Annotated in this window: 21 protein-coding genes; 19 read left to right on the plus strand and 2 right to left on the minus strand. The window is 50.9% G+C overall.

Annotated features, from left to right (window positions below; translation table 11 throughout):
• Positions 1 to 288: 288 nt before the first annotated feature.
• From ihfB to MCB86_RS19555, 19 genes are all read left to right on the plus strand, one after another.
• Complete coding sequence (gene ihfB / locus MCB86_RS19465; RefSeq protein WP_045164450.1) at positions 289 to 573, plus strand: integration host factor subunit beta; 285 nt, start codon at positions 289 to 291, stop codon at positions 571 to 573.
• Between the two features lie 120 nt (positions 574 to 693).
• Positions 694 to 2,001 carry a Wzz/FepE/Etk N-terminal domain-containing protein gene (locus MCB86_RS19470; RefSeq protein WP_239611906.1) on the plus strand — a complete coding sequence of 436 codons (1,308 nt, stop codon included), beginning with the start codon at positions 694 to 696 and terminating at the stop codon, positions 1,999 to 2,001.
• Between the two features lie 318 nt (positions 2,002 to 2,319).
• The gene (locus tag MCB86_RS19475; RefSeq protein ID WP_239611907.1) at positions 2,320 to 3,603 is read left to right on the plus strand and encodes a Wzz/FepE/Etk N-terminal domain-containing protein; all 1,284 of its coding nucleotides are present in this window, start codon (positions 2,320 to 2,322) and stop codon (positions 3,601 to 3,603) included.
• A 129-nt stretch (positions 3,604 to 3,732) separates the two neighbouring features.
• Complete coding sequence (locus MCB86_RS19480; RefSeq protein WP_239611908.1) at positions 3,733 to 5,226, plus strand: MBL fold metallo-hydrolase; 1,494 nt, start codon at positions 3,733 to 3,735, stop codon at positions 5,224 to 5,226.
• A gap of 97 nt (positions 5,227 to 5,323) precedes the next feature.
• Positions 5,324 to 6,637 (plus strand): UDP-N-acetyl-D-glucosamine 6-dehydrogenase, encoded by a 1,314-nt coding sequence (gene wbpA / locus MCB86_RS19485; protein WP_239611909.1) that lies wholly within the window; start codon positions 5,324 to 5,326, stop codon positions 6,635 to 6,637.
• A gap of 67 nt (positions 6,638 to 6,704) precedes the next feature.
• A complete protein-coding gene (gene wbpB / locus MCB86_RS19490) occupies positions 6,705 to 7,655 on the plus strand; it encodes a UDP-N-acetyl-2-amino-2-deoxy-D-glucuronate oxidase (RefSeq protein ID WP_239611910.1) in 951 nt (316 codons plus the stop codon).
• A 7-nt stretch (positions 7,656 to 7,662) separates the two neighbouring features.
• Complete coding sequence (wbpD, locus tag MCB86_RS19495; protein WP_239611911.1) at positions 7,663 to 8,247, plus strand: acyltransferase; 585 nt, start codon at positions 7,663 to 7,665, stop codon at positions 8,245 to 8,247.
• Positions 8,248 to 9,330 (plus strand): DegT/DnrJ/EryC1/StrS family aminotransferase, encoded by a 1,083-nt coding sequence (locus MCB86_RS19500; protein ID WP_239611912.1) that lies wholly within the window; start codon positions 8,248 to 8,250, stop codon positions 9,328 to 9,330. It abuts the gene before it with no gap.
• Positions 9,327 to 11,207, plus strand: a complete 1,881-nt coding sequence (locus MCB86_RS23045; protein ID WP_239611913.1) for an acyltransferase family protein — start codon at positions 9,327 to 9,329, stop codon at positions 11,205 to 11,207. The genes MCB86_RS19500 and MCB86_RS23045 overlap by 4 nt, the downstream gene beginning before the upstream one ends.
• Complete coding sequence (locus tag MCB86_RS19510) at positions 11,204 to 12,430, plus strand: oligosaccharide flippase family protein (protein WP_239611914.1); 1,227 nt, start codon at positions 11,204 to 11,206, stop codon at positions 12,428 to 12,430. Before MCB86_RS23045 ends, MCB86_RS19510 begins: the two co-directional genes overlap by 4 nt.
• A gap of 41 nt (positions 12,431 to 12,471) precedes the next feature.
• Complete coding sequence (locus tag MCB86_RS19515; RefSeq protein WP_239611915.1) at positions 12,472 to 13,572, plus strand: D-glucuronyl C5-epimerase family protein; 1,101 nt, start codon at positions 12,472 to 12,474, stop codon at positions 13,570 to 13,572.
• The gene (locus MCB86_RS19520; RefSeq protein ID WP_239611916.1) at positions 13,569 to 14,813 is read left to right on the plus strand and encodes a hypothetical protein; all 1,245 of its coding nucleotides are present in this window, start codon (positions 13,569 to 13,571) and stop codon (positions 14,811 to 14,813) included. Before MCB86_RS19515 ends, MCB86_RS19520 begins: the two co-directional genes overlap by 4 nt.
• On the plus strand, positions 14,810 to 15,922 hold the full coding sequence (locus MCB86_RS19525; RefSeq protein ID WP_239611917.1) for a glycosyltransferase family 4 protein: 1,113 nt from the start codon (positions 14,810 to 14,812) through the stop codon (positions 15,920 to 15,922). The genes MCB86_RS19520 and MCB86_RS19525 overlap by 4 nt, the downstream gene beginning before the upstream one ends.
• Before the next feature lies 1 nt (position 15,923).
• The gene (gene wecB, locus MCB86_RS19530; protein ID WP_239611918.1) at positions 15,924 to 16,994 is read left to right on the plus strand and encodes a UDP-N-acetylglucosamine 2-epimerase (non-hydrolyzing); all 1,071 of its coding nucleotides are present in this window, start codon (positions 15,924 to 15,926) and stop codon (positions 16,992 to 16,994) included.
• Positions 16,995 to 16,998: 4 nt separating this feature from the next.
• The gene (locus tag MCB86_RS19535; protein ID WP_239611919.1) at positions 16,999 to 18,240 is read left to right on the plus strand and encodes a glycosyltransferase family 4 protein; all 1,242 of its coding nucleotides are present in this window, start codon (positions 16,999 to 17,001) and stop codon (positions 18,238 to 18,240) included.
• Entirely contained in the window at positions 18,224 to 18,817 is a 594-nt protein-coding gene (locus tag MCB86_RS19540) for a GNAT family N-acetyltransferase (protein WP_239611920.1), read from the plus strand. Before MCB86_RS19535 ends, MCB86_RS19540 begins: the two co-directional genes overlap by 17 nt.
• Positions 18,817 to 19,974: a DegT/DnrJ/EryC1/StrS family aminotransferase gene (locus MCB86_RS19545; protein WP_239611921.1), complete on the plus strand. Its 1,158-nt coding sequence runs from the start codon at positions 18,817 to 18,819 to the stop codon at positions 19,972 to 19,974. Before MCB86_RS19540 ends, MCB86_RS19545 begins: the two co-directional genes overlap by 1 nt.
• Entirely contained in the window at positions 19,967 to 20,560 is a 594-nt protein-coding gene (locus tag MCB86_RS19550; protein WP_275589561.1) for a sugar transferase, read from the plus strand. The genes MCB86_RS19545 and MCB86_RS19550 overlap by 8 nt, the downstream gene beginning before the upstream one ends.
• Before the next feature lie 96 nt (positions 20,561 to 20,656).
• On the plus strand, positions 20,657 to 22,669 hold the full coding sequence (locus tag MCB86_RS19555; protein ID WP_239611923.1) for a nucleoside-diphosphate sugar epimerase/dehydratase: 2,013 nt from the start codon (positions 20,657 to 20,659) through the stop codon (positions 22,667 to 22,669).
• Between the two features lie 499 nt (positions 22,670 to 23,168).
• On the opposite strand, the gene MCB86_RS19560 is transcribed toward MCB86_RS19555, so the two are convergent.
• Both MCB86_RS19560 and MCB86_RS19565 read right to left on the minus strand, forming a co-directional pair.
• Complete coding sequence (locus MCB86_RS19560; RefSeq protein WP_239611924.1) at positions 23,169 to 23,900, minus strand: HI0074 family nucleotidyltransferase substrate-binding subunit; 732 nt, start codon at positions 23,898 to 23,900, stop codon at positions 23,169 to 23,171.
• 50 nt (positions 23,901 to 23,950) lie between these two features.
• Positions 23,951 to 24,886: a hydroxymethylglutaryl-CoA lyase gene (locus tag MCB86_RS19565; protein ID WP_239611925.1), complete on the minus strand. Its 936-nt coding sequence runs from the start codon at positions 24,884 to 24,886 to the stop codon at positions 23,951 to 23,953.
• Positions 24,887 to 25,400 lie beyond the last annotated feature (514 nt).

Genomic DNA, 25,400 nt, shown 5'->3' on the forward strand with positions numbered 1-25,400 from the left:
ACCACGCTTTTGTAGGAGCCGCGCCCTCGCGGCGAATGCAGCCCGAAGGTTTGCCCAACAATCCCAGCCCACCCTTCGCAAGCCCAATCCCACCGCGCTTCTGTAGGAGCCGCGCCCTCGCGGCGAATGCAGACCGCAGGTCTGCCCAACAACCCCGCAAATCTCCACCTCAAGCCTCGGCCCTTCCAAAAACCTGACCTGGACGTCCAGGCTGTTCAAACTCTGAACAACATGCTACAAACGACCGCAACCCAAATGATCTAGCCGCTTGAAAACGAAGGGAAAACCATGACCAAGTCGGAGTTGATCGAGCGTATCGTCACCCAACAAGGGCTGCTTTCGTCCAAGGATGTGGAGCTGGCAATCAAAACCATGCTTGAGCAAATGGCCCAGGCTCTGGCGACCGGAGATCGTATCGAAATCCGTGGCTTCGGCAGTTTTTCGCTCCACTACCGCGCCCCGCGCGTCGGCCGCAATCCCAAGACCGGCCAGTCCGTCCCGCTCGACGGCAAGTTCGTTCCGCATTTCAAGCCGGGCAAGGAGCTACGAGATCGGGTTAACGAAGAGGAGTAACCGCTGCCCTGAGCGCATTCTCATATCCGAGATGCCGGCGTATCAAAAACTGTCATAAATCATCAGTTCTACTGAACTTGCATCGGTCTCTATGGACTAATTCCGGTTCGCGTATCGGCAATGAAGCGCATCCATAACAAGGAATTGGGGAAGACCGTGCAGCACCAAACCTCCACACCCGAAGAAATAGATCTAGTTGAGCTGTTCCGCGCGCTTTGGCGGCAGAAACTTCTGATCATTGGTGTGACGTTGATCGTTACGCTTATCGCAGCAGGCTATGCATTTCTTGCTACGCCCTATTATGAAACTCGCACCTACTTGCGGCCCGTCCCGCACAGTAGCCTTGATCAGCTCAACGAAACTGGCATCTATAAGCTTACCCCCGAGGAAGCGATCAACCGGGTGGCGAGCGGGCTTTCGTCGTATGACAACCGGCTGGAGTTCTTCCTCAGTCATCAGGAGCTGTTTCAGAACATCCCCCAACAGGGTGATTCGCCGGAGCAGACCTTCGCCGAATTCAATGAAAAAGCATTCGAAATGCTCTTCCCCGATCCGAAGCGCACCGACAACCGCAGTGCGTTCGTTGGTCTGAAACTCACCTACCCGAAAGGAATGGAAGGGGCTTCGGTCGTAAACGACTTTGTCGCCTATGTGCTGGAACTCGAGCGTCGCGAAATAGCGGATGACCTGGACAGCCTGATCGGCAACCGTCTGGCCAGCCTCGAAACGAACATGGAGGCGCAGCGCGCGAACTACAACGCCTCCAAGGAAGCCAAGATCGCGACACTGCTTGAAGAAAGTGCTCTCAAACGTGCTGAACTCCAGGACGAACTTGCCGCGTTGCGCGAAGAGTTGAAAACGCGCCGAACCAACCGCATTCAGGAACTCACCGAGGCTATATCGATTGCCGAGTCGCTGGGTATTCGCACTCCGACGACGCCGTCCGCCATGACTGAGGCGCCTCGTAGCGGTACACAGGTCATTCGTACCGAAGTGACCAACCAGGAAATGCCGTTGTATTTCATGGGCACCGAAGCGCTGACGGCTGAAAGGGACGCGCTGGCCAATCGTAAATCCGACGATTTTATCGAGCCTCGTATCGCTGAGATTCAATCCGAGCTGACGATGCTGGAGAACAATCGCGAAGTGGAAATCCTGAAAGAGCGGGAGAGCGAGGATCTCTATCTCACGAATTTGGCCGAGCTACGCGAAGAGGCCGCTCGCCTCAAGGGTATCAAGCTCGATACTGAGCGATTGAAGCTGGTCCGACTGGACCAGCCCGCTCTGCAATCGACCAAGCCAGTAAAGCCAAAGAAAATGATGATCCTCGCGTTAGGGCTCGTGCTAGGTGGAATGCTCGGCGTGTTTATCGCCTTGATACGAAGCCTCGTAGCTCGTAGCACCGATCCGCAGCCCATCTATAGATAAACCGAAGCCCACCGCGGGCTGCCTTCATACAGGGGGCGCCCGGGGTGACAGCGAGGCTGTGCCGCTCAAACGCAAAATCTTCTCCCCTATGCGCGCCTCCCACAAACTCAAAGTGATTAACTCCTCCTCCCATCCATAGTCCCGTTTGTCGGGGTGTGGCGTTTGGCAGCACCTCCATGCAACCGTCTCGCTTGTTTTTTGTGAACTAGATGGCAAAATAGCGGCCCGCAAAATGTAACGGAACTTAACTATCGTTCTGCGGTCGCTGCCCTCTGCGCTGCATCTGCGGCGCTTCACACTGACGAAACGGAATTCAACGTGAACGCTGTGACTACTCCACAAGCTCTAACCCCGGTTGCCTCTGACGAAATCGATCTGGTTCAGCTCGTCAGCGCGCTATGGAAGCAGAAAACGCTAATCATCACCGTTACTGCCCTGGTTGGCGCGCTCGGACTTGCCTATGCCTTGCTCGCGACGCGCTATTACACGGTGCAAAGCATCTTGCGACCGGCCGCCATCAAAGACCTCGATGAACTCAATCACCTGGGCATCTATGAGCTGTCGCCCAAGCAAGCTTTGGCGCAGGTGGGAACAGCGCTGGATTCCTACGAAAACCGCCTGAGCTTCTTTCGTGACAACGAACAGCTTTTCGCCGAGCTGGCCCAACCCGGTCGCAGTCTCGAGCAAACCTTTGAAACCTTCAACGACGGAGCCTTCAAGCTTCTGCAGCCCGACGCCAAAAAAGCCGAAGGCACGACAACACCCTTCGTCGGCATCCAGCTGACCCATCCGGAAGGTATCGACGGCGTGAAAGTCGTCAATGAGTTCGTACAGTACTCGTTCAATCGAGTGCGCCAGCAAATCGCAGCCGACCTCGACACCCTCATCGGCAATCGGCTGAACCAGCTTGAAGCCAACATGGCCGCCGCTCGCGCCAATTACGAAGCCAGCAAAGAAGTCAAAATCGCCAAGCTCAGCGAGGCGGACGAGCTCAAGCGCGCCCAGCTGAACGATGAGCTTTCAGCGCTGCGCCAGCAATTGAAGACTCGCCGCGATAACCGCATCAATCAGCTTAACGAAGCAATCCGTATCGCTAAGTCGCTGAGTATTACCAAACCCACTACGCCTTCGTCGCTGGGTGCTGCCGAGATCACCAGTCAAGGCAGTGTCATTCGTACCGAGGTCAACAACCAGCAGATCCCGCTCTACTTCATGGGTAGCGATGCGCTGGAGGCCGAGCGCAAGGCGCTACTGGCACGCCGCTCCGATGATTTCACCGAGCCGCGCATCGCCCAGATCGCCCGTGAGCTCAAATTGCTCGAGCACAACCGTCAGATCGAGACATTGAATAGCCGGGAAAACGAAGACCTTTACCTCAAAGGCCTCGCAGGTTGGCGTGAAGAGGCCGCACGCCTGCGTGCCCTGCATATCGATACCGATACACTCAAACTGGTCTCCTTGGATCAAAGTGCTGTAGCACCGACTCGGCCGATCAAGCCCAAGAAGGCGCTGATCGTCGCGCTGGCGCTGGTGCTCGGCGGCATGCTCGGGCTCTTCATCGCACTGGTGCGCAACCTGCGCCAACCCAAAATCAAGCTGTGACCGCCCATCCATTGGCTGGCTGCTCACAGCCAGCGGGCCCCCAACTCGGATAGAATCTTCGCCTTATTGTTCATGCGGACCCATGGCTAGACGGTCACGGGTGTTTTACGTTTTGTTAAGGGAATAACTGTGCACTATCCGACCATCGAACATCACGGCGCCAAGGATGGCGTGACCGGCTCCTGCCATCAGCTACGTATGGACGCGTCGGTCAGCGTGCTGGTCGATTGCGGGCTGTTCCAGGGCAACGATGCTTCACTTCCCGAAGGGCCTGGGGCGGACCGACTGGCCATCGAGTTTCCGCTCGATACGATCAAGGCATTGATCGCCACCCATGTGCACATCGATCATGTCGGCCGCATCCCGTATCTACTCGCCGCAGGCTTCGAAGGGCCCATTCTGTGCAGCGAACCTTCGGCGAAGCTTCTGCCCATCGTTCTTGAAGATGCCTTCAAGCTCGGCATCAGCCGAGACCAGACGAAGATCGAGCGCTACATTGCGCACATCGAGAAGCGCATCATTGCCTTGCCTTACCAGAACTGGTTCACACTGTTCGATAGCGAAGAACTGATCGCGCGCGTTCGCTTGCAACGGGCCGGCCATATCCTCGGTTCCGCCTATGTTGAAATCGACCTGAACTACCCGCAGCAAAACCAAAGCAAGCGTGTGGTATTTTCCGGCGACCTGGGCGCACCGCATGCGCCGTTCCTGGCGCCACCGCAAGCACCGGAGCGCGCCGATATCTTGGTGCTGGAAAGCACCTATGGCGACCGCCTCCACGAAGACCGCCAAAGCCGCCGTCAACGACTTGAAGCCGTCATCGAACAGGCGTTGCAGGACCAAGGCACCGTACTGATCCCCGCGTTCAGCATCGGCCGCACCCAGGAATTGCTCTATGAGCTGGAAGAAATTATCCAGAGCAAGCAAAGCCTCGTCGCAGACCAGCCCGCTCTTCCCTCTGGGAAGAGGGCCGGGGTGAGGGGGGAAACAACCCACACCGAAACCAACTGGCCGGAACTGCCGATCATCCTCGATTCACCCCTGGCGAGCCGCTTCACCGACGCCTATCGGACGCTGAAGCCATACTGGAACCAGGAGGCACGCGAGCGTGTCCAATCCGGGCGTCGCCCGCTGGCGTTCGAACAGTTGATTACAATAGACAGCCACGGTGACCATCTGCGCATCGTCAAACATCTGGCCCAGACTGCACGCCCAGCCATCGTCATAGCCGGTGGCGGCATGTGCAGCGGCGGTCGCGTCGTCAATTACCTCAAGGCCCTGTTGGGCGATAAAAGGCATAACGTCCTGTTCGTCGGCTACCAGGCCAAAGGCACTCCCGGCCGCGCCATCCAGACCTACGGCCCCAAGGGCGGCTACGTCGATCTTGACGGCGAGCGCATCGATATCCGCGCCGGCATTACTAGCATCGGCGGCTATTCCGCCCATGCGGACCAGAAGGGATTGGTAGAATTCGTGACCGGCATGCAGCAGTGGCCGACAGAGATACGTGTGGTGCATGGAGAGGAGGGGGCAAAGCGGGTGTTGGCTTCCGCGCTCCTTAAACACTACGGAGAGCGACCAGTAGATATCTGGATGAAAAGCGAACAAGCCGAAACGGCATAAGCATACGTACAGAGCTCATGCTCGCCAGGTGCGGGCTGCAGTTTTTTCTTTATAAAGCCGTTTCGGCGAATTCTACGTTCAGCGGAGTAAGCAATAAATGTCAGAGCAAAAACAAATCAGCGTCGCCAAATTCAAGAGCAAGGAGGCCCTAATCGGTATCGTGGGTCTTGGCTACGTTGGTTTGCCCTTGATGTTGCGATACAACGCCATCGGCTACCAAGTGCTGGGTATCGACATTGACGAAGACAAGGTCGGCAAGCTCAATGCGGGTGAAAGCTACATCGAGCATATCCCGGCAGAGAAGATTGCGACGGCTCGGCAAAGCGGCTTTGAGGCAACCACAGATTTCAAACGTGCAAGCGAATGCGATGCACTCATTCTCTGTGTGCCTACCCCACTAAACAAGTACCGCGAGCCAGACATGAGCTTCGTGATCAACACCACCGACGCGCTCAAGCCTTACTTGCGCGCCGGGCAAGTTGTTTCGCTGGAGAGCACCACTTATCCAGGAACCACCGAAGAAGAGTTGCTCCCGCGGGTCCAGGAGGGTGGGTTAGTCGTAGGCGAATCGATTTATCTGGTCTATTCGCCCGAGCGCGAAGATCCGGGCAACCCAAACTTCGAAACTCGCACCATTCCGAAGGTCATTGGTGGGCATACCCCGGCTTGCTTAGAGGTAGGTATCGCATTGTATGAGCAGGCCATTGATCAGGTGGTATCGGTTAGCTCAACCAAAGCGGCAGAGATGACCAAACTGTTGGAAAACATCCATCGTGCCGTCAATATCGGTTTGGTCAACGAAATGAAGGTAGTCGCTGACCGTATGGGCATCGACATCTTTGAAGTGGTTGATGCCGCAGCGACTAAGCCATTCGGGTTTACTGCTTACTATCCAGGTCCGGGATTGGGTGGTCACTGCATCCCTATCGACCCGTTCTACCTCACTTGGAAGGCTCGAGAGTACGGCCTGCATACTCGCTTTATCGAACTGTCCGGCGAAGTCAACCAAGCCATGCCTGAGTATGTGCTAAGCAAGTTGATGGATGGCCTGAACGACAGCGGTAAGGCGCTGAAGGGCAGCAGAGTGCTCGTTCTAGGCATCGCTTATAAGAAAAACGTAGACGACATGCGCGAGTCACCATCTGTAGAAATCATGGAATTGATCGAAGCCAAAGGTGGTGTCGTCGCGTACAGCGACCCACATGTACTGGTATTCCCCAAAATGCGCGAGCATCACTTCAAACTGAACAGCGAAGCGCTGACTGCCGAGAACCTTGCCAGCTTCGATGCGGTGGTATTGGCCACTGACCATGACAAGTTCGATTACGAACTGATCAAGCAACATGCCAAGCTGATCGTCGATAGCCGAGGCAAATTCCGCGCTCCGGCTGCCCATATCATCAAAGCCTAATCCATCAACAGACAATCTCCAGCAATGTCTTCGAAGGCTTGTTGGATAAGCGTCTCAAGGAATATTCATGAAGAATTTTGCTCTGATCGGCGCAGCCGGTTATATCGCCCCCCGCCACATGCGCGCCATCAAGGACACCGGCAACGTACTGGTGTCCGCTTACGACATCAACGATTCGGTCGGCGTCATTGATAGCATCTCCCCGCAAAGCGAATTCTTTACTGAGTTCGAGCGTTTCCAAGAGCATGCTTACCGCCTGAAGCGCGATCCGGCGATCGCCCTCGATTACGTTGCCGTCTGCTCGCCGAACTATCTGCACCATGCCCATATTGTTGCAGGGCTGCGGTTGGGGTGTGATGTGATCTGTGAGAAGCCGTTAGTACCCACTCCAGAAAACCTTGACGAGTTGGCTCTGGTTGAGCGCGAGACCGGTAAGCGCCTATACAACATTCTGCAACTACGGCACCACCAAGCTATTCTGAACCTTAAAGAAAAGGTCGCTCGTGAAAACAGCGAGCACAAGTACGATGTTGAACTAACCTACATCACGTCGCGCGGCAGATGGTACATGGAGAGCTGGAAAGGTGATCCGCGTAAATCGTTCGGAGTGGCTACCAATATCGGTGTGCACTTCTACGATATGTTGCATTTTATCTTTGGAAAGCTGCAACGCAACGTTGTGCATTTTGCTTCGGCTTATAAAGCAGCCGGCTACCTGGAATACGAAAAAGCACGGGTTCGCTGGTTTCTCTCTATTGATGCTGACGACCTTCCTGATTCGGTAAAAGGCAAGAAGCCGACATACCGCTCGATCACGGTAGGTGGCGAGGAAATGGAGTTTTCCGAAGGCTTTACCGATTTGCACACAACTAGCTATGAAGAAATTCTTGCTGGTCGTGGTTACGGAATTGAAGACGCCCGCCATTGTGTTGAGACGGTAAACACCATTCGTTCCGCTGCAATTGCCAGTGTACGAGACGATGAAGGCCATCCATTTCTCAATATTCTGAATCGCTGAGGCGCCTATGTCCTATTACCAGCATTCCAGCGCAATTGTCGATGAAGGCGCTCAGATCGGCGAAGGCTCGCGCGTCTGGCATTTCGTGCATGTATGCGGTGGCGCGCGGATCGGCAAGGGCGTTTCCCTTGGCCAAAACGTATTCGTCGGTAACAAGGTTGTCATCGGTGATAACTGCAAGGTGCAGAACAATGTATCCGTCTATGACAATGTCACTCTCGAAGACGGCGTTTTCTGTGGTCCAAGCATGGTCTTCACCAATGTGTACAACCCGCGCTCGTTGGTCGAGCGCAAGGACCAATACCGTGACACCTTGGTCAAGAACGGCGCCACTCTAGGTGCTAACTGCACCATCGTTTGCGGAGTGACAATTGGCGAGTTCGCGTTCGTTGGTGCCGGTGCGGTAGTTAATAAGGACGTACCCGCGTACGCCCTAATGGTAGGCGTACCCGCTCGGCAGATCGGCTGGATGAGTGAATTCGGTGAGCAACTTGCGCTGCCGGTGCAAGGTGAGGGGCAGGTCAGCTGCCCACACACAAGTGCACGCTATGTATTGAACGGCAGCACTCTCAGTAAATTGGACGCACAGTAGATGATCGAATTCATTGACCTTAAAACTCAGCAAGCCCGCATCAAGGAGAAAATCGACGCTGGAATCCAGCGGGTACTTGCCCATGGGCAATACATCCTCGGTCCTGAAGTGGCTGAAGTGGAAGAAAAGCTGGCGGACTTCGTCGGCGCTAAATATTGCATCACCTGCGCCAATGGCACCGACGCTTTGCAGATCGCCCAGATGGCCCTTGGGATCGGTCCGGGTGATGAAGTCATCACCCCCGGTTTCACGTACATCGCGACAGCCGAAACTGTAGCCCTTCTTGGCGCCAAGCCGGTGTATGTGGATATCGACCCACGCACCTACAACCTTGATCCGCTTTTACTGGAAGCGGCTATCACTCCCAATACCAAAGCGATCATCCCGGTATCGTTGTACGGCCAGTGCGCGGATTACGATGAAATCAACGCCATCGCCGCCAAACACGGCATCCCGGTGATAGAAGATGCTGCGCAAAGCTTCGGTGCGTCCTATAAAGGCAAGCGCTCCTGCAACCTGACGACCATCGCTTGTACCAGTTTCTTCCCCAGCAAGCCGCTAGGCTGCTATGGCGATGGCGGTGCCATCTTTACCAACGACGAAGAACTAGCGGGGGTGACCCGCCAAATTGCGCGGCATGGCCAAGATCGCCGTTATCATCACGTCCGGGTCGGTGTGAATAGCCGGCTGGATACATTACAAGCGGCTATCTTGCTACCGAAATTAGAGATATTTTCCGAGGAAATTGAATTGCGGAATCGGGCTGCAAGTATGTATACAACGCTACTTAATGGCGCCGGAATATTAACAACACCATATGTTGAAACATATAATATCTCTGCTTGGGCGCAGTACACGATTCGCGTGGACAGTCGAGATGAGTTGCAGCAAAAGCTAAAAAATGCCGGTATTCCTACTGCGGTGCACTACCCAATTCCGCTGAATAAACAACCGGCGGTGGCTGCGGTAGACGTAAGGTTACCGTTAGGTGATGAAGCTGCAAAAAAAGTATTAAGCTTACCTATGCATCCATACCTAAAAGAAGCGGATATAGAAAAGGTAATCGGAGCGCTCCGAGAGTGAGTCGTAACGGCTTTCGTTCCGATATCCAAGGTATAAGAGCCATTGCAGTGTTAGCTGTAATGGTTTTTCATTTTAACTCAGCGTGGTTGCCTGGTGGATTTGTTGGTGTAGACGTGTTTATGGTTATATCAGGATTTCTGATAACCTGCATCTTGCTAAAGGACAAAACGAGGTCTAGCTATACTCTATCAGCTACGCTCAAAGCTTTTTATATCAGCCGTTTAGTGCGGATTGCGCCAGCTTACTTCGTGATGCTTGCTAGCGTGGCGCTACTGTCTGCAATATTTTTTTTACCAGCCGACTTTGAAATATTCGAACAAAGCTTAAAAAAAGCGGTTTATTTTAATAGCAATGATTACTTTGCGAATTTTGGGGACTATTTTTCACCAAGCATGCATGAGCATCCCTTGCTACATACTTGGTCGCTGGCTGTTGAGATTCAATTTTACTTGATAGCGCCTTTTTTTGTACTTGTTGTCCCAAAGCGTATTTTAGTATACGTACTGGTAGGAATGTTGTTTGGGCTTACGCTTGTTGCGGAATACCACTTGCGAGTGCTTGGAGAAGAGCAAGCCACCTATTATAGCCTTTGCGCTAGATTGCCTGCATTCTTTGCAGGGGCCCTTGCTGCTCTTTATCTCAATTCAGGTCAGAAACCAAAAAAATTATCGGCAGTGGGGCTGCTTCTTATCTTACTTTTTATGGCAGCACAGCCTTGGCTTGGCCCGTTCCCCGGCCTAGCAGCTCTCCTGCCCGTTCTTGGATGCGTGTTTTTACTGATATCAGATGTAGGTCGTACTAATTCGTTTCTGTCTTGCCGCCTATTAATGTGGCTTGGTGCTCTCTCGTATTCACTGTATCTTTGGCATTGGCCCGTTTTAGCTTATTTTCGCTATTACGCTGGCACAGAATTATTAAGCTTAACATATGGGGTAAGCTTTGTAGTGGTGACTGCGTTGTTGTCCATCTTCTCCTACTATTTTATAGAGAAGCCTTTGCGGCAGGGTAAGTTCAAGCTGGTCGGGTTCTCAATGGTTTTTGCTGTAATAGGCGTATTGCAATATGTCGGAAATATAAATAATGACTTAGCTTCTGCAATGCCCGTTGAGTACACTCGCTACGCCGATCCTGAGAATATCTGTCACGGGAAGATTGTCAATGATTGTTTAAAAGGGGACAAGTCCAGCGATCAAGAGATATTGGTTCTAGGTGATTCTCACGCTGCGATGCTAAATCCATTTTTTGAACATCTTGGTGAAGAGCTCAGATTCAAATCCCGGATTGTCACGGCAAGTGGGTGTGTTACGATTGATGGGTTTGATATTTTTAGCTTGCCGAACTGGGCGCGCGCGCCGTGTGCCTTGCAAATTGAGGAAGCAAATAGGTACGTCTCGAATGCTGATGTGATATTTATAGCTGGCAAATGGTCTCAGCATATATTAAATGCAAATTTCAATGGAAGCTTGCATCGATTTATAAAAACACATAGCAGCGAAGCGAAGAATATCTATCTGATATCTCAAGTTCCACAGTTTAAGGGGAACCCTTTAAGAGCTGAGCGCTTTCGTAAGTTGGGAATACCGCTGGAGCTAGAGCGAGATCCGGCTGCTGTAAAAGGAAACGCCGTTATAGAAAATATAGCAGCTCAATATCCCAACGTGCATTATCTCGACTTTACAGGGTTAGATGTATTCTCTAACGCGCCATTTTATGATGATAAGCTTATTTACCGTGATGAGCATCATATAAATGAAGTTGGCTCCAGAATTTACGCGCAAGCAGCTAGGCCTGTATTGGCTGGGTTGAAATTTTGCTTGGCGCTAGGCTGCGGTATTCATTCAGAAAAAGCCAGCCCGCTGATGAAGGCTCTTCGATGACTAGTTATTGGAGAAGTGTTGCGTCCGTACTTACCGGCTCGGCAACGGCGCAAATTATTCCGATCCTTGGCTCTGTGATCATTGCGAGACAGTTTGCGCCATCGGAGTTTGGATTGTTCTCTGCTTGGCTGGGTACCGTATTGTTGCTAGCAGTGCTTTTACCGTGTCGGTTTGAGATGGCCTTAGCAATAGAGAAAGATGGAGAGCCTCGTCGGCTAGATGTGATTTCCATTTTATTGTCTGCGATCCTGGTCAGTTGTGTTGTTGGTATTTTTCTTGTTTTAGGGATAGTCTTATTTCCCAATCTGCGTACCGGATTCCCTTTTGTTTTAGTAATTGTTGGACTTCCAACTGCGTTTGCTATTGCAATTTCCAATGTTTGGCAGGCTTGGGCTGCTGCGGAAGGACTCTACCGACAGCTCTCCGTAATCCGCATCGCACAAGCATCAGCGATAACTTTCATTCAGATAATCGTGGGTCTTTTCTGGCCGTCAGCAGGCAGTTTGGCCGTTGCGCATCTGGCCGGGGTGACCTTCTCAGTACTAGTCGCAATCTACTTATTACCTCTGGGCCGTTTAGCTATAAAGGAATCTATAAACTCATTAAGAGCTTTTTGGTGGCGTTGGCGTTATTTTCCAGTTTTTTCACTTCCTGCTGGATTGATAAACACAGCAGCAGCGCAGTTACCTATAATAATCGTAGCCAGCCGGTTTGGCGCAGATACTGCGGGATTACTTGCGCTTGCAATTAAAGTCTTGGGGGCACCTTCAGGGCTGCTAGGAAAATCTGTTTTAGATGTGTTCAAACGCCATGCCGCTATCGCTTTTAAAGAACGGGGTGAATGTCGAAGGGAGTATCTTAAGACGCTCTATGTGTTAGCGTCACTTGCTCTGATTTTCTGCGTCGGTATAGTATTTCTTAGCGAAATGTTCTTTTCTTTAGCTTTCGGAAATGCTTGGCGTGGTGCTGGAACGATTGCCGTTTGGCTATCTCCATTATTCGCTATGCGGTTTATCGCTAGTCCGCTGAGTTATATGGTCTATATTGTCGGTAAACAGCATTTCGATTTGAGTTGGCAGGTTGCGCTATTCTGCACAACGGTAGTCGGCTTGTACTCGTTTAATTTGTACAGCGAAGCGTTGCAGGTCTACAGCTTAACATGCGGAGCTCTTTACGCAGTATATTTGTGGATGTCGTACAGGTTTAGTTCCGGCGGGCAATAAGTTTTCAGAATTGTCAAATATTAAATTATCAGGTTTTTAGAATGGCTGTATATAAGGGAAGGCTTGGCTTTGCAGCGCTATGGATTGCTTTGGTATTGGCATTTTTTAACTATTTTGCCTACGAAGTTGAAGCATTCAATGCCGCCGTTAGAGTTTTTGTAAAAAGCGGAAGTTCAGAAATTAGGTCCTTTGATGAAGATGGGTTGGCAGTATCTAATTCTCCTAAGATTGGAGAATTTATTTCGCCTTTCTATGTTGTACATTACGGCCTTATCTATTCTGATGGTCTGATGGATCAGGGCGAACATTGGTATTCCGATCCCTCTGTTGCGTTTTGGAACATACATCCTCCGATAGTTTCACAAGCTAAACGTATTGAATATTTCAGAAAATCTGCTGATTGGCTAGTTTTAAATGCATCCCAGTACAGGGGGCATACACATCTAGTTTATATGTTCGACTGGCCATATAAAAATTATCCTAATGGGATTCTAAAGAGTCCGTGGTGGTCCGGCCTAACAGATGCTTATGCGATTGTATTATTATTGAGAGCGCATGAGTACTTCCAAGATAATCGATATTATATTCTGGCTCAGCAACTTTATAACTCTGTTCTTGCTTCTACGGATACCGGGGGGAGCTTAAGTGATCTTAACGGCTGCCCTTGGATTGAGGAATATGTCGACCCAAGAGTGGATAGTAGCAGTATGTCCTTTGTTCTGAATGGCATGGTTTATGGAACATATGGCATACATGCATTTGAAGAGTATAGCAAGTTGCCGTCCAGCTTATCCATGAACAAAAACTTACTTTCTTGTATTCGAGAGAACATAGAAGTATTCGATAAGGGATATTGGTCGAACTATGACGCAATCAATAACTCCGCCAATATAAAATATCACGGAATAAACTATGCGCTTATCAAAGATCTGAAAAACAAGTATCCTGAAGTTTTCACGCTGGACGGATTTGATGATGTAGTGTCTTCTTGGGAAGTTGGCGTTCAGAATGCTGGTTTGTTTTATTTGTTGGATGGGCCTAGGTCATTGTCATATTATCATTTTGTGGCGATGATATTAATTTCAATCATTGTACCTTTTTTATTAATATCTTGGTTGGCCAAGAAGAGGCCTTCAAAATGACCCTGCGTCTGAGTATTTTAAGTGCGGCAACAGTATTTGTTTATCTACTTTTAATTAACGTTTCGCTTGATCGCATCTGCTCTGTCTTTTCGGAAGTGCAAGGGTATCAATGTAACGATCCGAATTTTAGTATTACTATTCTTGGTTGTATTTTGCTGATGCTGCTGGCGCTATGTATACCTATTCTTGGGCGCTCATATTCCGCATGTTTGCTTTGGTTGATGTATTATTTTCATGTAGTACCTTCGATCTTAGTTTTCTCCCGTCTGAATGGGGCAGCATTTGAGGATTTTGCAATCTTCTCTTCGTTGGTTTTTATAACTTATTTTTTCTTAGTATATGCATCCAGAATCAAAGTTCCAGTAGTTGAGTTGTTGTATCTTAAGCCTGGCTTGAATCATCTTTTGTTATCTGCTTGTGTGATTTTTTTTGTGTTCTTTGTTGTCAGTAATTTAGGGTTCAACTTAAATCCACCTTCTATTGACGATGTGTATGATGTCAGGGCTGAATACAAATCCAGAGTAACGCCGCTTGTTGGATACTTGGCTGTTCTTACAGGCTATTTTTTGTCCCCGGTATTTGTTGTGCTTTCGGTTGTCTATTGGGATTCCCGTCTGAAGTACAAAGCTTTGTTCTTTATATGCGTAGCGTCCTTTCTTTCCTACCTAATCTATTCATCTGCTGGCTTTAAAAGCGTTGCTTTCATGCCGGTAGTTACGCTTCTGTCTTGCCTGTTGTTCAGGAAGTCGGAGAATCTCGGGCTTTTATTGAATTTCTTGTTTCTTGCATTGCTGATTTTTGCATGGTTTCTCTTCATCGCTTTTGATCTGTCTATTGTTTTGGATCATTGGGTAAGGCGTGCGCTAGTAGTGCCAGGGATGACGGTAGCTTATTTTTATGACTATTCAATAGGTTTCGGATTTGATGCTAACGGTTCTATCCCAAATCTGATTTCTAAGACTTACTTCGGTACGGATGGGTCCGCTAATGCCGGTTTCATCGGTGATGGAATCGCTCGGTATGGTGTAGATTTATTTTGGATAAATATATTGTTGTTGTTTCTGTTTGTGCGGTTGCCCGAATTGTTGCTAGGTAAATTAGATGGGCCGTACATTCCTGCATTATTTATTTCAACTGCTTATGCTTTAAGCAATAGTTCAATTACAACGGTGATTTTGACATACGGATTTTTGCCGTTAATTATTTTTGTTTATTTTTATAAGAGAGTGCTTGTTAAATGAAAAGTATTTGCCATCTCACTTCGGCTCACTCTCGCTACGACACGCGCATATTTCTTAAGGAATGCCGTTCATTGGCGAACCATGGATATGCCGTTACCCTGATTGTAGCTGATGGTAAAGGCGAAGAAGTCCGTGATGGAGTCCGTATAGTTGATGCTGGGATATCTAAAGGAAGAGTTGATCGTATTAGAAATGCCACTGCTCGAGTGCTTAGTTTAGCTATTAAAATTCAAGCTAATGTATATCATTTACATGACCCTGAGCTGATTCCTGCTGGCTTGAAACTGAAACGCCTAGGAAAAAAGGTAATATTTGACGCTCATGAAGATTTGCCTAAACAATTGCTCACTAAACCTTACCTTAATAAGGCGGCTAAAATCGTTTTGTCAAAAGGTTTAGCTGCTTATGAGAAATGGGCGTGCTCAAAATTCGATGGTATTGTGGCAGCTACCCCTGTTATTTCAGAAAAATTCTTAAAAATACATAAATGGTCATTGGATATCAATAATTTCCCTATGATCGGTGAACTTGCGACAGATAAGGTTTCTTGGGAAAGCAAAAAAAAGCATGTCTGTTACGTTGGGAACATAACTCGTATAAGAGGTATTAACGAAGTTTTAGAAGCCTTCAGTTCCGTGAACTCGGGCGTTAGGCTGAAACTTGTTGGTGATTTCTCTGACACGAGCCTTGCTCAGGCTGCATTTGCTAATCCAGGTTGGCGTAACGTCGATGCACTGGGTTTTCTAAATCGGGAAGCAGTAAGAGATGTGCTCAGCCAATCCGTGGCGGGTTTGGTCACGTTTCTTCCTTCACCTAATCATACTGACGCACAGCCGAATAAAATGTTTGAGTACATGAGCGCAGGTTTGCCAGTGATTGCTTCGAACTTTCCATTGTGGAAGGAAATTATCGAAGGCAATAAATGCGGTTTATGTGTGGATCCTTTGGATCCCAGCGCAATTGCTGCGGCAATTGATTATTTAGTAGATCACCCGGCCGAGGCAGAGCGGATGGGCCGCAATGGGCAGTCGGCAGTTAACTCTCGATACAATTGGGCGTTGGAAGAGTCTAAATTGTGCGATTTTTATGAACGAGTACTTAAGGGCTAGCATGAAACGCATCCTTACAATCATCGGAGCTCGTCCTCAGTTCGTCAAAGCAAGCGTTGTGTCTAAAGCCTTACAGCGGGTAGCCGAGATGGAGGAGATTGTGCTTCATACCGGGCAGCATTTTGACGAGAACATGTCGGGAGTTTTTTTTGAACAACTAGGAATCCCGAGGCCCGACATTCAACTCAATGTACATGGCGGTACGCATGGCTCTATGACCGGCCGAATGCTTATCGAAATCGAGCAAGCGATTATTTGTCATAAGCCGGACCGCTTACTGGTATACGGAGATACAAATTCAACTCTTGCAGGGGCTTTAGCCGCGGCAAAGTTGCACGTACCTGTGGCTCATGTTGAGGCCGGCTTGCGTAGTTTTAACATGCGCATGCCTGAGGAAATAAATAGGATTCTAACAGATCAGGTTAGTGATTTACTGTTCTGTCCAACCGACGCCGCCATCTCGAATCTTCACGACGAGGGCTTCGGGAATAAGTTGGCACAGGTGCTAAAGGTCGGTGATGTGATGCAAGATGCAGCAATATTTTTCTCGCCGCGTGCTGCGCCCCCTGCTGGCTTGGCAGTTAGGGATGGTTTTATTCTTGCCACTTTGCATAGGGCTGAGAATACGGACGACCCAGAGCGGCTGCGCGATATTGTATGCGCTATTAACAAGGTTCATGGGGAAGTCGCTCCTGTTGTACTACCGCTCCACCCAAGGACGCGAAACGCGATTTCCCAGGCGGGTTTGAATGTTGAAGCACATTTGATCGAGCCCGTTGGTTATTTTGAAATGCTCTGGTTGCTTGCCCACTCAGGTCTAGTTCTGACAGACAGCGGGGGTGTACAAAAGGAAGCGTATTTCTTTGGTAAACCGTGCGTCACAATGCGCGACCAAACAGAGTGGGTGGAGTTGATAGAGCAAGGGGCTAACGAGTTGGCCGGCGCCAACACCCAAGCTATCGAGCGTGCAGTCAAGCGAAATTATGCTAGAAAAATTGTTGACTCAGTTCACCTTTACGGTGGGGGGACTGCGGCAGCACAGATAGCAAACATACTGACGCAAGTTGGGTAATCTCGTGAAAAAAACGGTATGGATTATCAACCAGTATGCATCAACGCCTGAGACCGGCATGGGCGGGCGCCACTTCTATTTAGCTAAAGAACTAGCAAAACTGGGGCACAACGTCTATCTCATAGCCTCATCTTCGAACCATCTACTGCGTGAGCAACAGCATTTCGAAGGAGGAACCAAAGTTGCAAATATCGCTGGATTTTCATTTGTCTGGGTAAAAATGCCGCCCTACCCAGAGGCGCACAGCAAGCAGCGTGCGCTCAATTGGTTTATCTTCCCTTGGCGTTTGGTTAGGTTGTCTAAGATCATCCCAATTAAGCCTGACGCGATAGTATGCTCATCTCCTTCCCCTTTAGCTTTTTTTGGGGCGCATCGTTTAGCCAAGATACATCGTGCAAAGCTAGTGTTCGAAGTCCGCGATATCTGGCCGTTAACGCTTACAGAGATTGGCGGATATTCGGTCAAGCATCCTTTCATTAAGTTCATGCAGCGGGTAGAGGATTGGGCTTATCGCTCCTCCGATGAAGTTGTTTCCAATTTAAAAAATGCGGTTGAACATATGGTTTCTAGAGGAATGACACCTAGTAAATTCTCTTGGATACCTAATGGATTTTCTCTTGAAGAGGCAAATGCTCCTGCGCGTCTAGAGGAGAGTATTATAGATCAGCTTCCAAAGGGTAAATTTATAATTGGCTATACGGGAACAATGGGTATCGCCAATGCATTGTTTTCGCTGCTTGAGGCGGCCGAGACACTAAAGAATTTCGAGGATATTGCTTTTGTTCTAGTAGGAAACGGCAAGGAGAAATCAAAACTGCAATGTGTAGTTAGTGAAAAAGGTCTAAAAAATGTTACTTTTTTGGACGCCGTTCCGAAGGCTAGCATTTACCCAATGCTTAGCTATTTTGATGCTTGTTTTATCGGCTGGCTAAACGACGATCTTTATCGGTTCGGCATAGGTGCAAACAAGATCCCTGAGTACTTGTACTCGGGAAAGCCTATTCTTCACGCATACTCCGGGATGGCTGACCCTGTATTGGAGGCCAGTGCTGGGTTAACGGTTCCGGCCGAGGACGCAAACGGTTTAGCTGAAGCTATTTTGAGTCTGTACAAGATGCCGGCTGAAGCGCGAGTGGCTATGGGGCTTAATGGGCGTACCGCCGCACTTGCGCATTATGAGTATGGGCTGCTGGCAAAGCGATACGAGAACATACTGTTTGGAGCAAACCATGATCGAACTGCTTAAGAAAGACAATCTAGGGAATTACCTAGATGGCGTTGCAGATGTGCACTATGGCGCTTACTCTAAGCGCCATTTTACTTCTTGCTTTAATAAGGATTTGCTTGCCGAATATTATCGATATCTGATCGATGACTGCGATATTGCCTTCGTGCATTTGGATCGGCGGGGTGTGGTTGATGGTTTTTTGGTCGCCGGAGAGAACGTAAGTAAAGGGGTGGAGCGTTTTGTTTCAGCTCACAGAAAGGCGGTTGTTTTAGCTCTTTTGATGCACCCTGTTTTCCTTGTCGAAAAGGTAATATACCTTTTGAAGGCGCATTTAAAAAAAGATAAACATGTTCACGGCATAGCAAGGTTCAGGCTAATGTCCATTGCGGTTTCTTCTAACCAGCAGTCGAAAGGCGTTGGTGCTGCTATGCTTGAATATTTTGAGGATTGGCTCCGGGCGGAAAATATTCCTATGTATGGGTTATCCGTAAGAAAGGAAAATCAGCGGGCTATAAGTTTTTATGTGCGGAATGGTTTCGTGTTAGAGAAAGAAACCAAAGACTCCGCATACTACCGTAAGCAGGTGGATGTTTGATGGAATTTTTGCCCTTCGCGTTACCGGATATAGGAGAAGAAGAAATTTTGGAAGTTTCGGATTCTTTGCGCTCCGGATGGATTACTACCGGCCCCAAGGCAAAAAAATTTGAAAGCGATTTTACTGCTTTCCTTGGGGATCCAGCAGTTCAGTCAATTTCTGTGAATTCTGCTACTTCTGGGTTGCATCTTGCGCTTGAGGCGTTGGGTATTGGCCCAGGCGACGAAGTGGTTGTTCCAACCTATACATTTACTGCAACGGCTGAGGTTGTTCGTTATCTCGGGGCCAAGCCGATTATGGTGGATGTTGATGCTAATACCTTTAATATATGTCCAGAGCGCTTTTCGAATGCGATAAGCGAACAGACGAAAGCCGTTATCGTTGTCCACTTTGCAGGCTTGGCTTGTGATATGGACGCTATTCTATCCATAGCAAAAAAGAATAATGTTAAAGTTGTTGAGGATGCAGCCCATGCCTTGCCTACCACTTATAAAGGAAAACTAGTAGGTACGTTAGATAGCGACTTCACTGTTTTTAGCTTTTATGCAAACAAAACAATGACGACGGGAGAGGGAGGGATGGTTGTCACCCGAAATCCTGAATTAGCTAGCCGCTGTAGAATTATGCGATTACATGGTATTAGTCGAGATGCGTTTGATCGTTATACATCCAATAAGCCCGCTTGGTTCTATGAGGTAGTTGCACCTGGGTATAAATACAATATGCCGGATATCTCTGCGGCTATTGGCATCCATCAATTACGACGTCTGCCGGAATTCCATGCGAAACGGGTCAAAATGGCTTCGTTTTATAAGGAAAGACTATCCGGGCTGCCACTTGAGTTACCGCCTTCTGCCCCTAGTGGTGATGCTCATGCTCTGCATCTCTATCCAGTCAGAATAGGGCACGACGCGGGCTTGAGTCGGGACAAGTTTATTGAAAATATGGCGGCACTAGGCGTGGGTTGCTCGGTGCATTTCATCCCGTTGCATGTCCATCCATACTGGCGCGACACTTATAAACTCGCACCAAGCATGTTTCCTGTGGCTCATGCAATTTTTGAGCAAGAGGTTACGCTGCCTCTTTATACTAAAATGACTGAGAAGGATCTAGAAAAAGTTGTAGCGGCGGTAAAAAGGGTGTTAGGCGATGCTTAAGCGGGCTTTCGACATGATCTTGTCGTTGGCAGGTATTCTAGTTCTGCTACCTGTTTTTTTTGTTATATCGATAATTATCAAATTCGATAGTCCTGGCCCTATTTTTTTTCGCCAGTGTCGCATCGGTAGATATGGCGTACCTTTCCGGATCCATAAGTTTCGCACAATGAGCGTAAATGGCGAGTCCGCTGGTCGCTTGACGATAGGTGCAGATAACCGAATAACACGATCTGGCCAATATTTGCGGAAATATAAGTTGGATGAGCTGCCGCAATTGATTGATGTTTTTTTGGGAAAAATGAGCTTGGTCGGGCCTCGGCCCGAAGTTAAAGAGTTTATTGATTGCTATTCGCCTGATGTGCGAAATAAAGTATTGTCTGTACGGCCAGGTATTACCGACTATGCTTCCATAGAGATGATTGATGAGGGCGAGATACTTGGGCAGTACGATGATCCTCGTCAGGCATATATAGACGTAGTGTTGCCTATGAAACAAAGCTATTATCTTCGATATGTTGAAGAGCACAATATGCTTATCGATTTGCAGCTAATATTGAAGACTGTCTATAAAATCGTTGTGCGTTAATCTTAACAGACTAATTTCGATTGACAGGATCGTTTATGCAGTTGCCATGTGATGTGTTAATTGGTAACGATTGTTAGCTAGAAACAGGATCTCGACGTGTTAAGACTCGCTGAAAAGCTTCGCTCTCGCCTGGTGAGCTTACCTAGGCGCTACAAGCGCCTGATTCAGGTAGCAACAGACGTGCTGCTGGTTTGGGTCGCACTCTGGTTGGCGTTCGTCGTTCGTTTGGGTGACGCCCGCAACATAGAGCCGCTTGGCGGCCATGCTTGGCTGTTCGGCATCGCGCCGCTTATCGCCGTCCCTTTTTTCGTTCGCTTCGGCATGTACCGCGCGGTGATGCGTTACTTCGGCAACGACGCGCTGATGGCTATCGCCAAGGCCGTGACGCTCTCGGCGTTGCTGCTTTCCCTGGCGGTGTACTGGCGCACCGATGCACCCAAGGTCATCCCGCGTTCGATGGTGTTCAACTATTGGTGGCTGAGCCTGTTCCTGATCGGCGGGGTGCGCCTGCTGATGCGCCAGTATTTCATGGGGGACTGGTTCTCCCCGGATTCGCTGACCAAGTTCAGGGGGCGTGACGCGAGCTTGCCGAAGGTAGCAGTGTACGGTGCCGGCGCTGCGGGGAATCAATTGGTAGCGGCGTTGCGCTTGGGGCGGGGGATGCGGCCGGTCGCGTTCATCGACGATGACCCCAACCTCTACAACCGGAGCATTGCCGGACTGCGGGTGTATTCGCCCAAGCATATCCAGCAGATGATCGATGAGACGGGCGCTAATGAAATTCTCATGGCAATTCCTTCAGCGTCGCGCGGCAGGCGGCGTGAGGTGTTGGAAATGCTCGAGCATTATCCGTTGCACGTACGCAGCGTACCGGGCTTCATGGACCTGGCCAGTGGGCGGGTGAAGGTCGAGGACATCCAGGAAGTCGATATCGCGGATCTACTCGGGCGTGATGCCGTGCCACCGCAGCAGGCGCTGTTCGAGAAGTGTATTCGCGGCAAGGTGGTCATGGTGACGGGGGCGGGCGGCTCGATTGGTTCGGAGCTGTGCCGTCAAATCCTCTCGAACAAGCCAAAGGCGTTGCTGCTGTTCGAGCACAGCGAGTTCAACCTCTATAGCATTCACATCGAGCTGGAGCGGGCGATCGAGCGGGCATCGCTGCCGATCAAGCTGGTGCCTATCCTGGGGTCGATTCGCAATCCGGATCGTCTGTTGGATGTGATGCGCACCTGGCAGGTGGAGACGATCTACCATGCGGCGGCCTACAAGCATGTGCCCATGGTGGAGCACAACGTTGCCGAAGGTGTGCTGAATAATGTGCTGGGCACCATGAACACGGCCCAGGCGGCGGTGCAGGCGGGTGTGGCGAACTTCGTGCTGATCTCCACCGATAAGGCGGTGCGGCCCACCAACGTGATGGGCAGTACCAAGCGGGTGGCCGAGATGATCTTGCAGGCGCTGAGCCGCGAGACGGCGCCGGTGCTGTTCAATGCGGACGGGGCGGTGCATCACGTCAACAAGACCCGGTTCACCATGGTGCGGTTCGGCAATGTGCTGGGTTCGTCGGGGTCGGTCATTCCGCGCTTTTATCAGCAGATCCGTAGCGGTGGGCCGGTTACGGTGACCCATCCGAAGATCACACGTTATTTCATGACCATTCCCGAGGCGGCGCAGCTTGTTATTCAGGCTGGGTCCATGGGGCAGGGCGGTGATGTGTTCGTGCTGGATATGGGGCAGCCGGTGCGCATTGCCGAACTGGCCGAAAAGCTGATTCACCTGTCTGGCTTGAGCGTGCGCTCTGAAAAGTGCCCGCATGGGGACATTGCCGTCGAGTTCACGGGCTTGCGTCCGGGGGAAAAGCTGTACGAAGAGCTGCTTATCGGCGACAACGTAAGCCCCACCGAGCACCCGATGATCATGCGGGCCGATGAGGAGTATTTCACCTGGGATGTGCTGCGCAGTGTGCTGGCCAAACTGCTCAAGGCGGTGGAGCAGGATGATTACCCGCAGGTTCGGGTATTGCTGCGCGAGGTGGTGAGCGGGTATGTGCCTGAGGGTGAGATCGTCGATTTGATCTACCAGCAGCGAAGGGTAGGGCCGACCGAGTAGTGGTTTCGGTTGGCGGGCTGCCGCCCGCATTCGCCGCGGGGGCGCGGCTCCTACAAAAGAAAGCAGCTTTTGAGTTTTTGGGCTTTTGGGCTTTTGATTCTGTGGGAGGCCCGACCTCGGGGCGAAGCTTTTGCTCTTGGGTGGGCAGGAGGTGCGTATTCGCCGCGGGGGCGCGGCTCCTACAAAAAAAAAAGCAGGTCACTGCGGGTGGTGGGGGCTTCGGTTTTCTTTGGCTTTTGAGCTTTGGGCTTTTGAGCTTTTGGGCTTTTGATTCTGTGGGAGGCCCGACCTCGGGGCGAAGCTTTTGGTTCTTGGGTGGGCAGGAGGTGCGCATTCGCCACGGGGGCGCGGCTCCTACAGTGGACTAGCGGTGGGCTGATCGGGCTTTAGGCACGACGTCGGGCAAGGCTTTGGTTTGTTGGCGGGCCGTGGTCTGCATTCGCTGCGGGACAGGTTCCAACAGCAACCCTCAGGCGAAGCGCTGGTTCGAGGGGATGCTTTAATCCGTTGCCTTATAGAACTTTTTCCCGACTCTGGCGATGTGGTCGACCAGCTGGGAATTGTCTATTTGGTAATGCAGGGACAGGTCCACCTTGTAAGGCAGAAGCAGGTCATCGATCGCCAACTCGATATCGAGTAGGTCCTGGTGTGAGAGTCCATCGCCGATGAGCGTCAAATCGATATCCGAACCAGAGCGGTAGTTTCCTTTTGCGCGTGAGCCGTAGAGGATCGCTTCGCTAACGTTGGGAAACTGCCGTAGCGCTTCTTGGATCGATTGGACATCGCTTTGGGAGAGCCCCGTATCTTCTAAAATCATGGGCTCGGCTCGGCTGCGCATGGTTCGCTCAAGCGCTTTTAGCAGCGAATGATGCTTCATTCGGATATTGCTCAAGATGGCTTCGGCCGTTTCCTCGTTATACGTGTAAGAGGTCCGGTTACGGTCTGTCAGCATGTGCATCCAGGCGTGGCCATCTTCGATCAGTCCCTTGCTAAACGCTTCTCTGATGGTGTCACGCGAGCCCACGATGCCGTCGATTCCTTGCCAGATGAGGAAATCCTTCAGGGTGTTCCAGCCAAGCTCGTAGCAGTATTCGAAGCCTTGGATAACGCCCTGTTTTTCCAGCTTCGACAGGTCGCGCTGTTGCATCAGTTCCATTGCTTCGTCGAGTTGCCGCAGAGCCCTACTAAAGTTATGCAGGCGTTGCTGCCAGCGCACATCAAGGTTGTTCATTCGTAAGCCCTAATACGTTTACGCATGCTACAACTTCGCCGTCGATCGGCCTATTTGTCTGGCTCGTCCATCCACTTCGGCTTCGGATAACGGCGGTCGGCTTTACCGGCTTTGAGCACGGCACCTGGCACTTCATGCCCGACCAGCTCGGGCAGGCTGGCGGCACAGCGCAGCAGTCGGTCCAGATCTACGCCAGTATCCAGGTCCATGCGTTGGAACATGTGCACCAGATCCTCGGTGCAGATATTGCCGCTGGCGCCGGGTGCGTAGGGGCAACCGCCGAGGCCACCGAGGGAGGCGTCGAAGCGGTCGATGCCGGCGTTCAGTGCGGCCAGGGCATTAGCCAGGCCCATTCCTCGAGTGTTGTGGAAGTGCGCTGTGAACACCGCCTCGGGCCATTGCCTCACCGCTTCGCGGCAGATGCGCTCGACCTGCGCCGGGTCCGCCATGCCGGTGGTGTCGCAAAGGGTGACGCCTTGAACGCCGATATCCAACAGGCGTTGCACCAGTTCATACACGCGTGGTTCGGGGATTTCACCTTCGAATGGGCAGCCGAAGGTGGTCGATAGCGAGGCGTTGATGAACACGCCGCTGCCTCGAGTCGCCTCGATGATCTCGCGGAACTGCACCAGTGATTGCTCGGGAGTCATCCGAAGGTTGGCCATGCCATGGGTGTCGCTCGCGGACATCACTAGGTTGATCTCGTCTACCTCGCAGGCGAGGGCACGCTCGCAGCCCCTGACGTTGGGGACCAGTACGGTGTATTCGACATCTGGTACTCGACGAATGCCGCGCATCACCTCTTCAGCGTCGCGCAGGTTCGGAATGGCCTTGGGCGAGGTAAAGGAGGTGACTTCGATTTTTGCCAGCCCGGTTTCGGAGAGGCGATCGATCAGGGCGATCTTGTCCTCGGTGGGGATGAAGTTGGGTTCGATTTGGAAGCCATCGCGGGTCGCGACGTCTTGAATGTAGAGGCGTTTTGTCATGGATATCTCCGTTCGATGGCGGTCGCTGCGTTGTTGTTCGTGAAGGCCTTCGTAAAAGCCTAAAAGCTTCGCCCCGAGGTCGGGCCTCCCACATGGAAAAGGCCCAGAGCTGTTCCCACCACAGAGCCAAGGTCCCACTCGCATTACTGCTTTTTAGCGGACGGCGCGCCCCGCGGCGAATGCGGGTTTCCTACCCACCCAAGAGCCAAAAGCTTCGTCCCGGGGTCGGGCCTTCCACAGGAAATGCAAAAGCTTCGTCCCGGGTCGGGCCTCCCACAGGAAGCCGGAAAACTTGCTCCAGTGCGGGTCATCTATAGGGAGGCCAAGTCACTCCTTGCACTGCTGCTGCAGGAGGCGCGACCTCGCGCCGAATGCGAGCGTACTGCCCGTTTAAGCAAAAGCTTCGCCCCAGGTCGGGGCTCCCACAGAAGAGCCAGAAGCTTCGTTGCAAGGTTTTCGGTTCCACGGAAGAGCCAAAGCATTACTCGCACTGCTGTTGTAGGAGGCGCGACCT

This window comes from Pseudomonas sp. KSR10, assembly GCF_022355455.1.
Taxonomy (GTDB): Bacteria; Pseudomonadota; Gammaproteobacteria; order Pseudomonadales; family Pseudomonadaceae; genus Stutzerimonas; species Stutzerimonas stutzeri_E.

Coding starts and splice junctions, on each gene's coding strand:
- ihfB (WP_045164450.1), top strand. CDS start 289: ATGACCAAGTCGGAGTTGATCGAGCGTATCGTCACCCAACAAGGGCTG.
- MCB86_RS19470 (WP_239611906.1), top strand. CDS start 694: ATGAAGCGCATCCATAACAAGGAATTGGGGAAGACCGTGCAGCACCAA.
- wbpA (WP_239611909.1), top strand. CDS start 5,324: ATGTCAGAGCAAAAACAAATCAGCGTCGCCAAATTCAAGAGCAAGGAG.
- wbpB (WP_239611910.1), top strand. CDS start 6,705: ATGAAGAATTTTGCTCTGATCGGCGCAGCCGGTTATATCGCCCCCCGC.
- wbpD (WP_239611911.1), top strand. CDS start 7,663: ATGTCCTATTACCAGCATTCCAGCGCAATTGTCGATGAAGGCGCTCAG.
- MCB86_RS19500 (WP_239611912.1), top strand. CDS start 8,248: ATGATCGAATTCATTGACCTTAAAACTCAGCAAGCCCGCATCAAGGAG.
- MCB86_RS19510 (WP_239611914.1), top strand. CDS start 11,204: ATGACTAGTTATTGGAGAAGTGTTGCGTCCGTACTTACCGGCTCGGCA.
- MCB86_RS19515 (WP_239611915.1), top strand. CDS start 12,472: ATGGCTGTATATAAGGGAAGGCTTGGCTTTGCAGCGCTATGGATTGCT.
- MCB86_RS19520 (WP_239611916.1), top strand. CDS start 13,569: ATGACCCTGCGTCTGAGTATTTTAAGTGCGGCAACAGTATTTGTTTAT.
- MCB86_RS19525 (WP_239611917.1), top strand. CDS start 14,810: ATGAAAAGTATTTGCCATCTCACTTCGGCTCACTCTCGCTACGACACG.
- wecB (WP_239611918.1), top strand. CDS start 15,924: ATGAAACGCATCCTTACAATCATCGGAGCTCGTCCTCAGTTCGTCAAA.
- MCB86_RS19540 (WP_239611920.1), top strand. CDS start 18,224: ATGATCGAACTGCTTAAGAAAGACAATCTAGGGAATTACCTAGATGGC.
- MCB86_RS19545 (WP_239611921.1), top strand. CDS start 18,817: ATGGAATTTTTGCCCTTCGCGTTACCGGATATAGGAGAAGAAGAAATT.
- MCB86_RS19550 (WP_275589561.1), top strand. CDS start 19,967: ATGCTTAAGCGGGCTTTCGACATGATCTTGTCGTTGGCAGGTATTCTA.
- MCB86_RS19560 (WP_239611924.1), bottom strand. CDS start 23,900: ATGAACAACCTTGATGTGCGCTGGCAGCAACGCCTGCATAACTTTAGT.
- MCB86_RS19565 (WP_239611925.1), bottom strand. CDS start 24,886: ATGACAAAACGCCTCTACATTCAAGACGTCGCGACCCGCGATGGCTTC.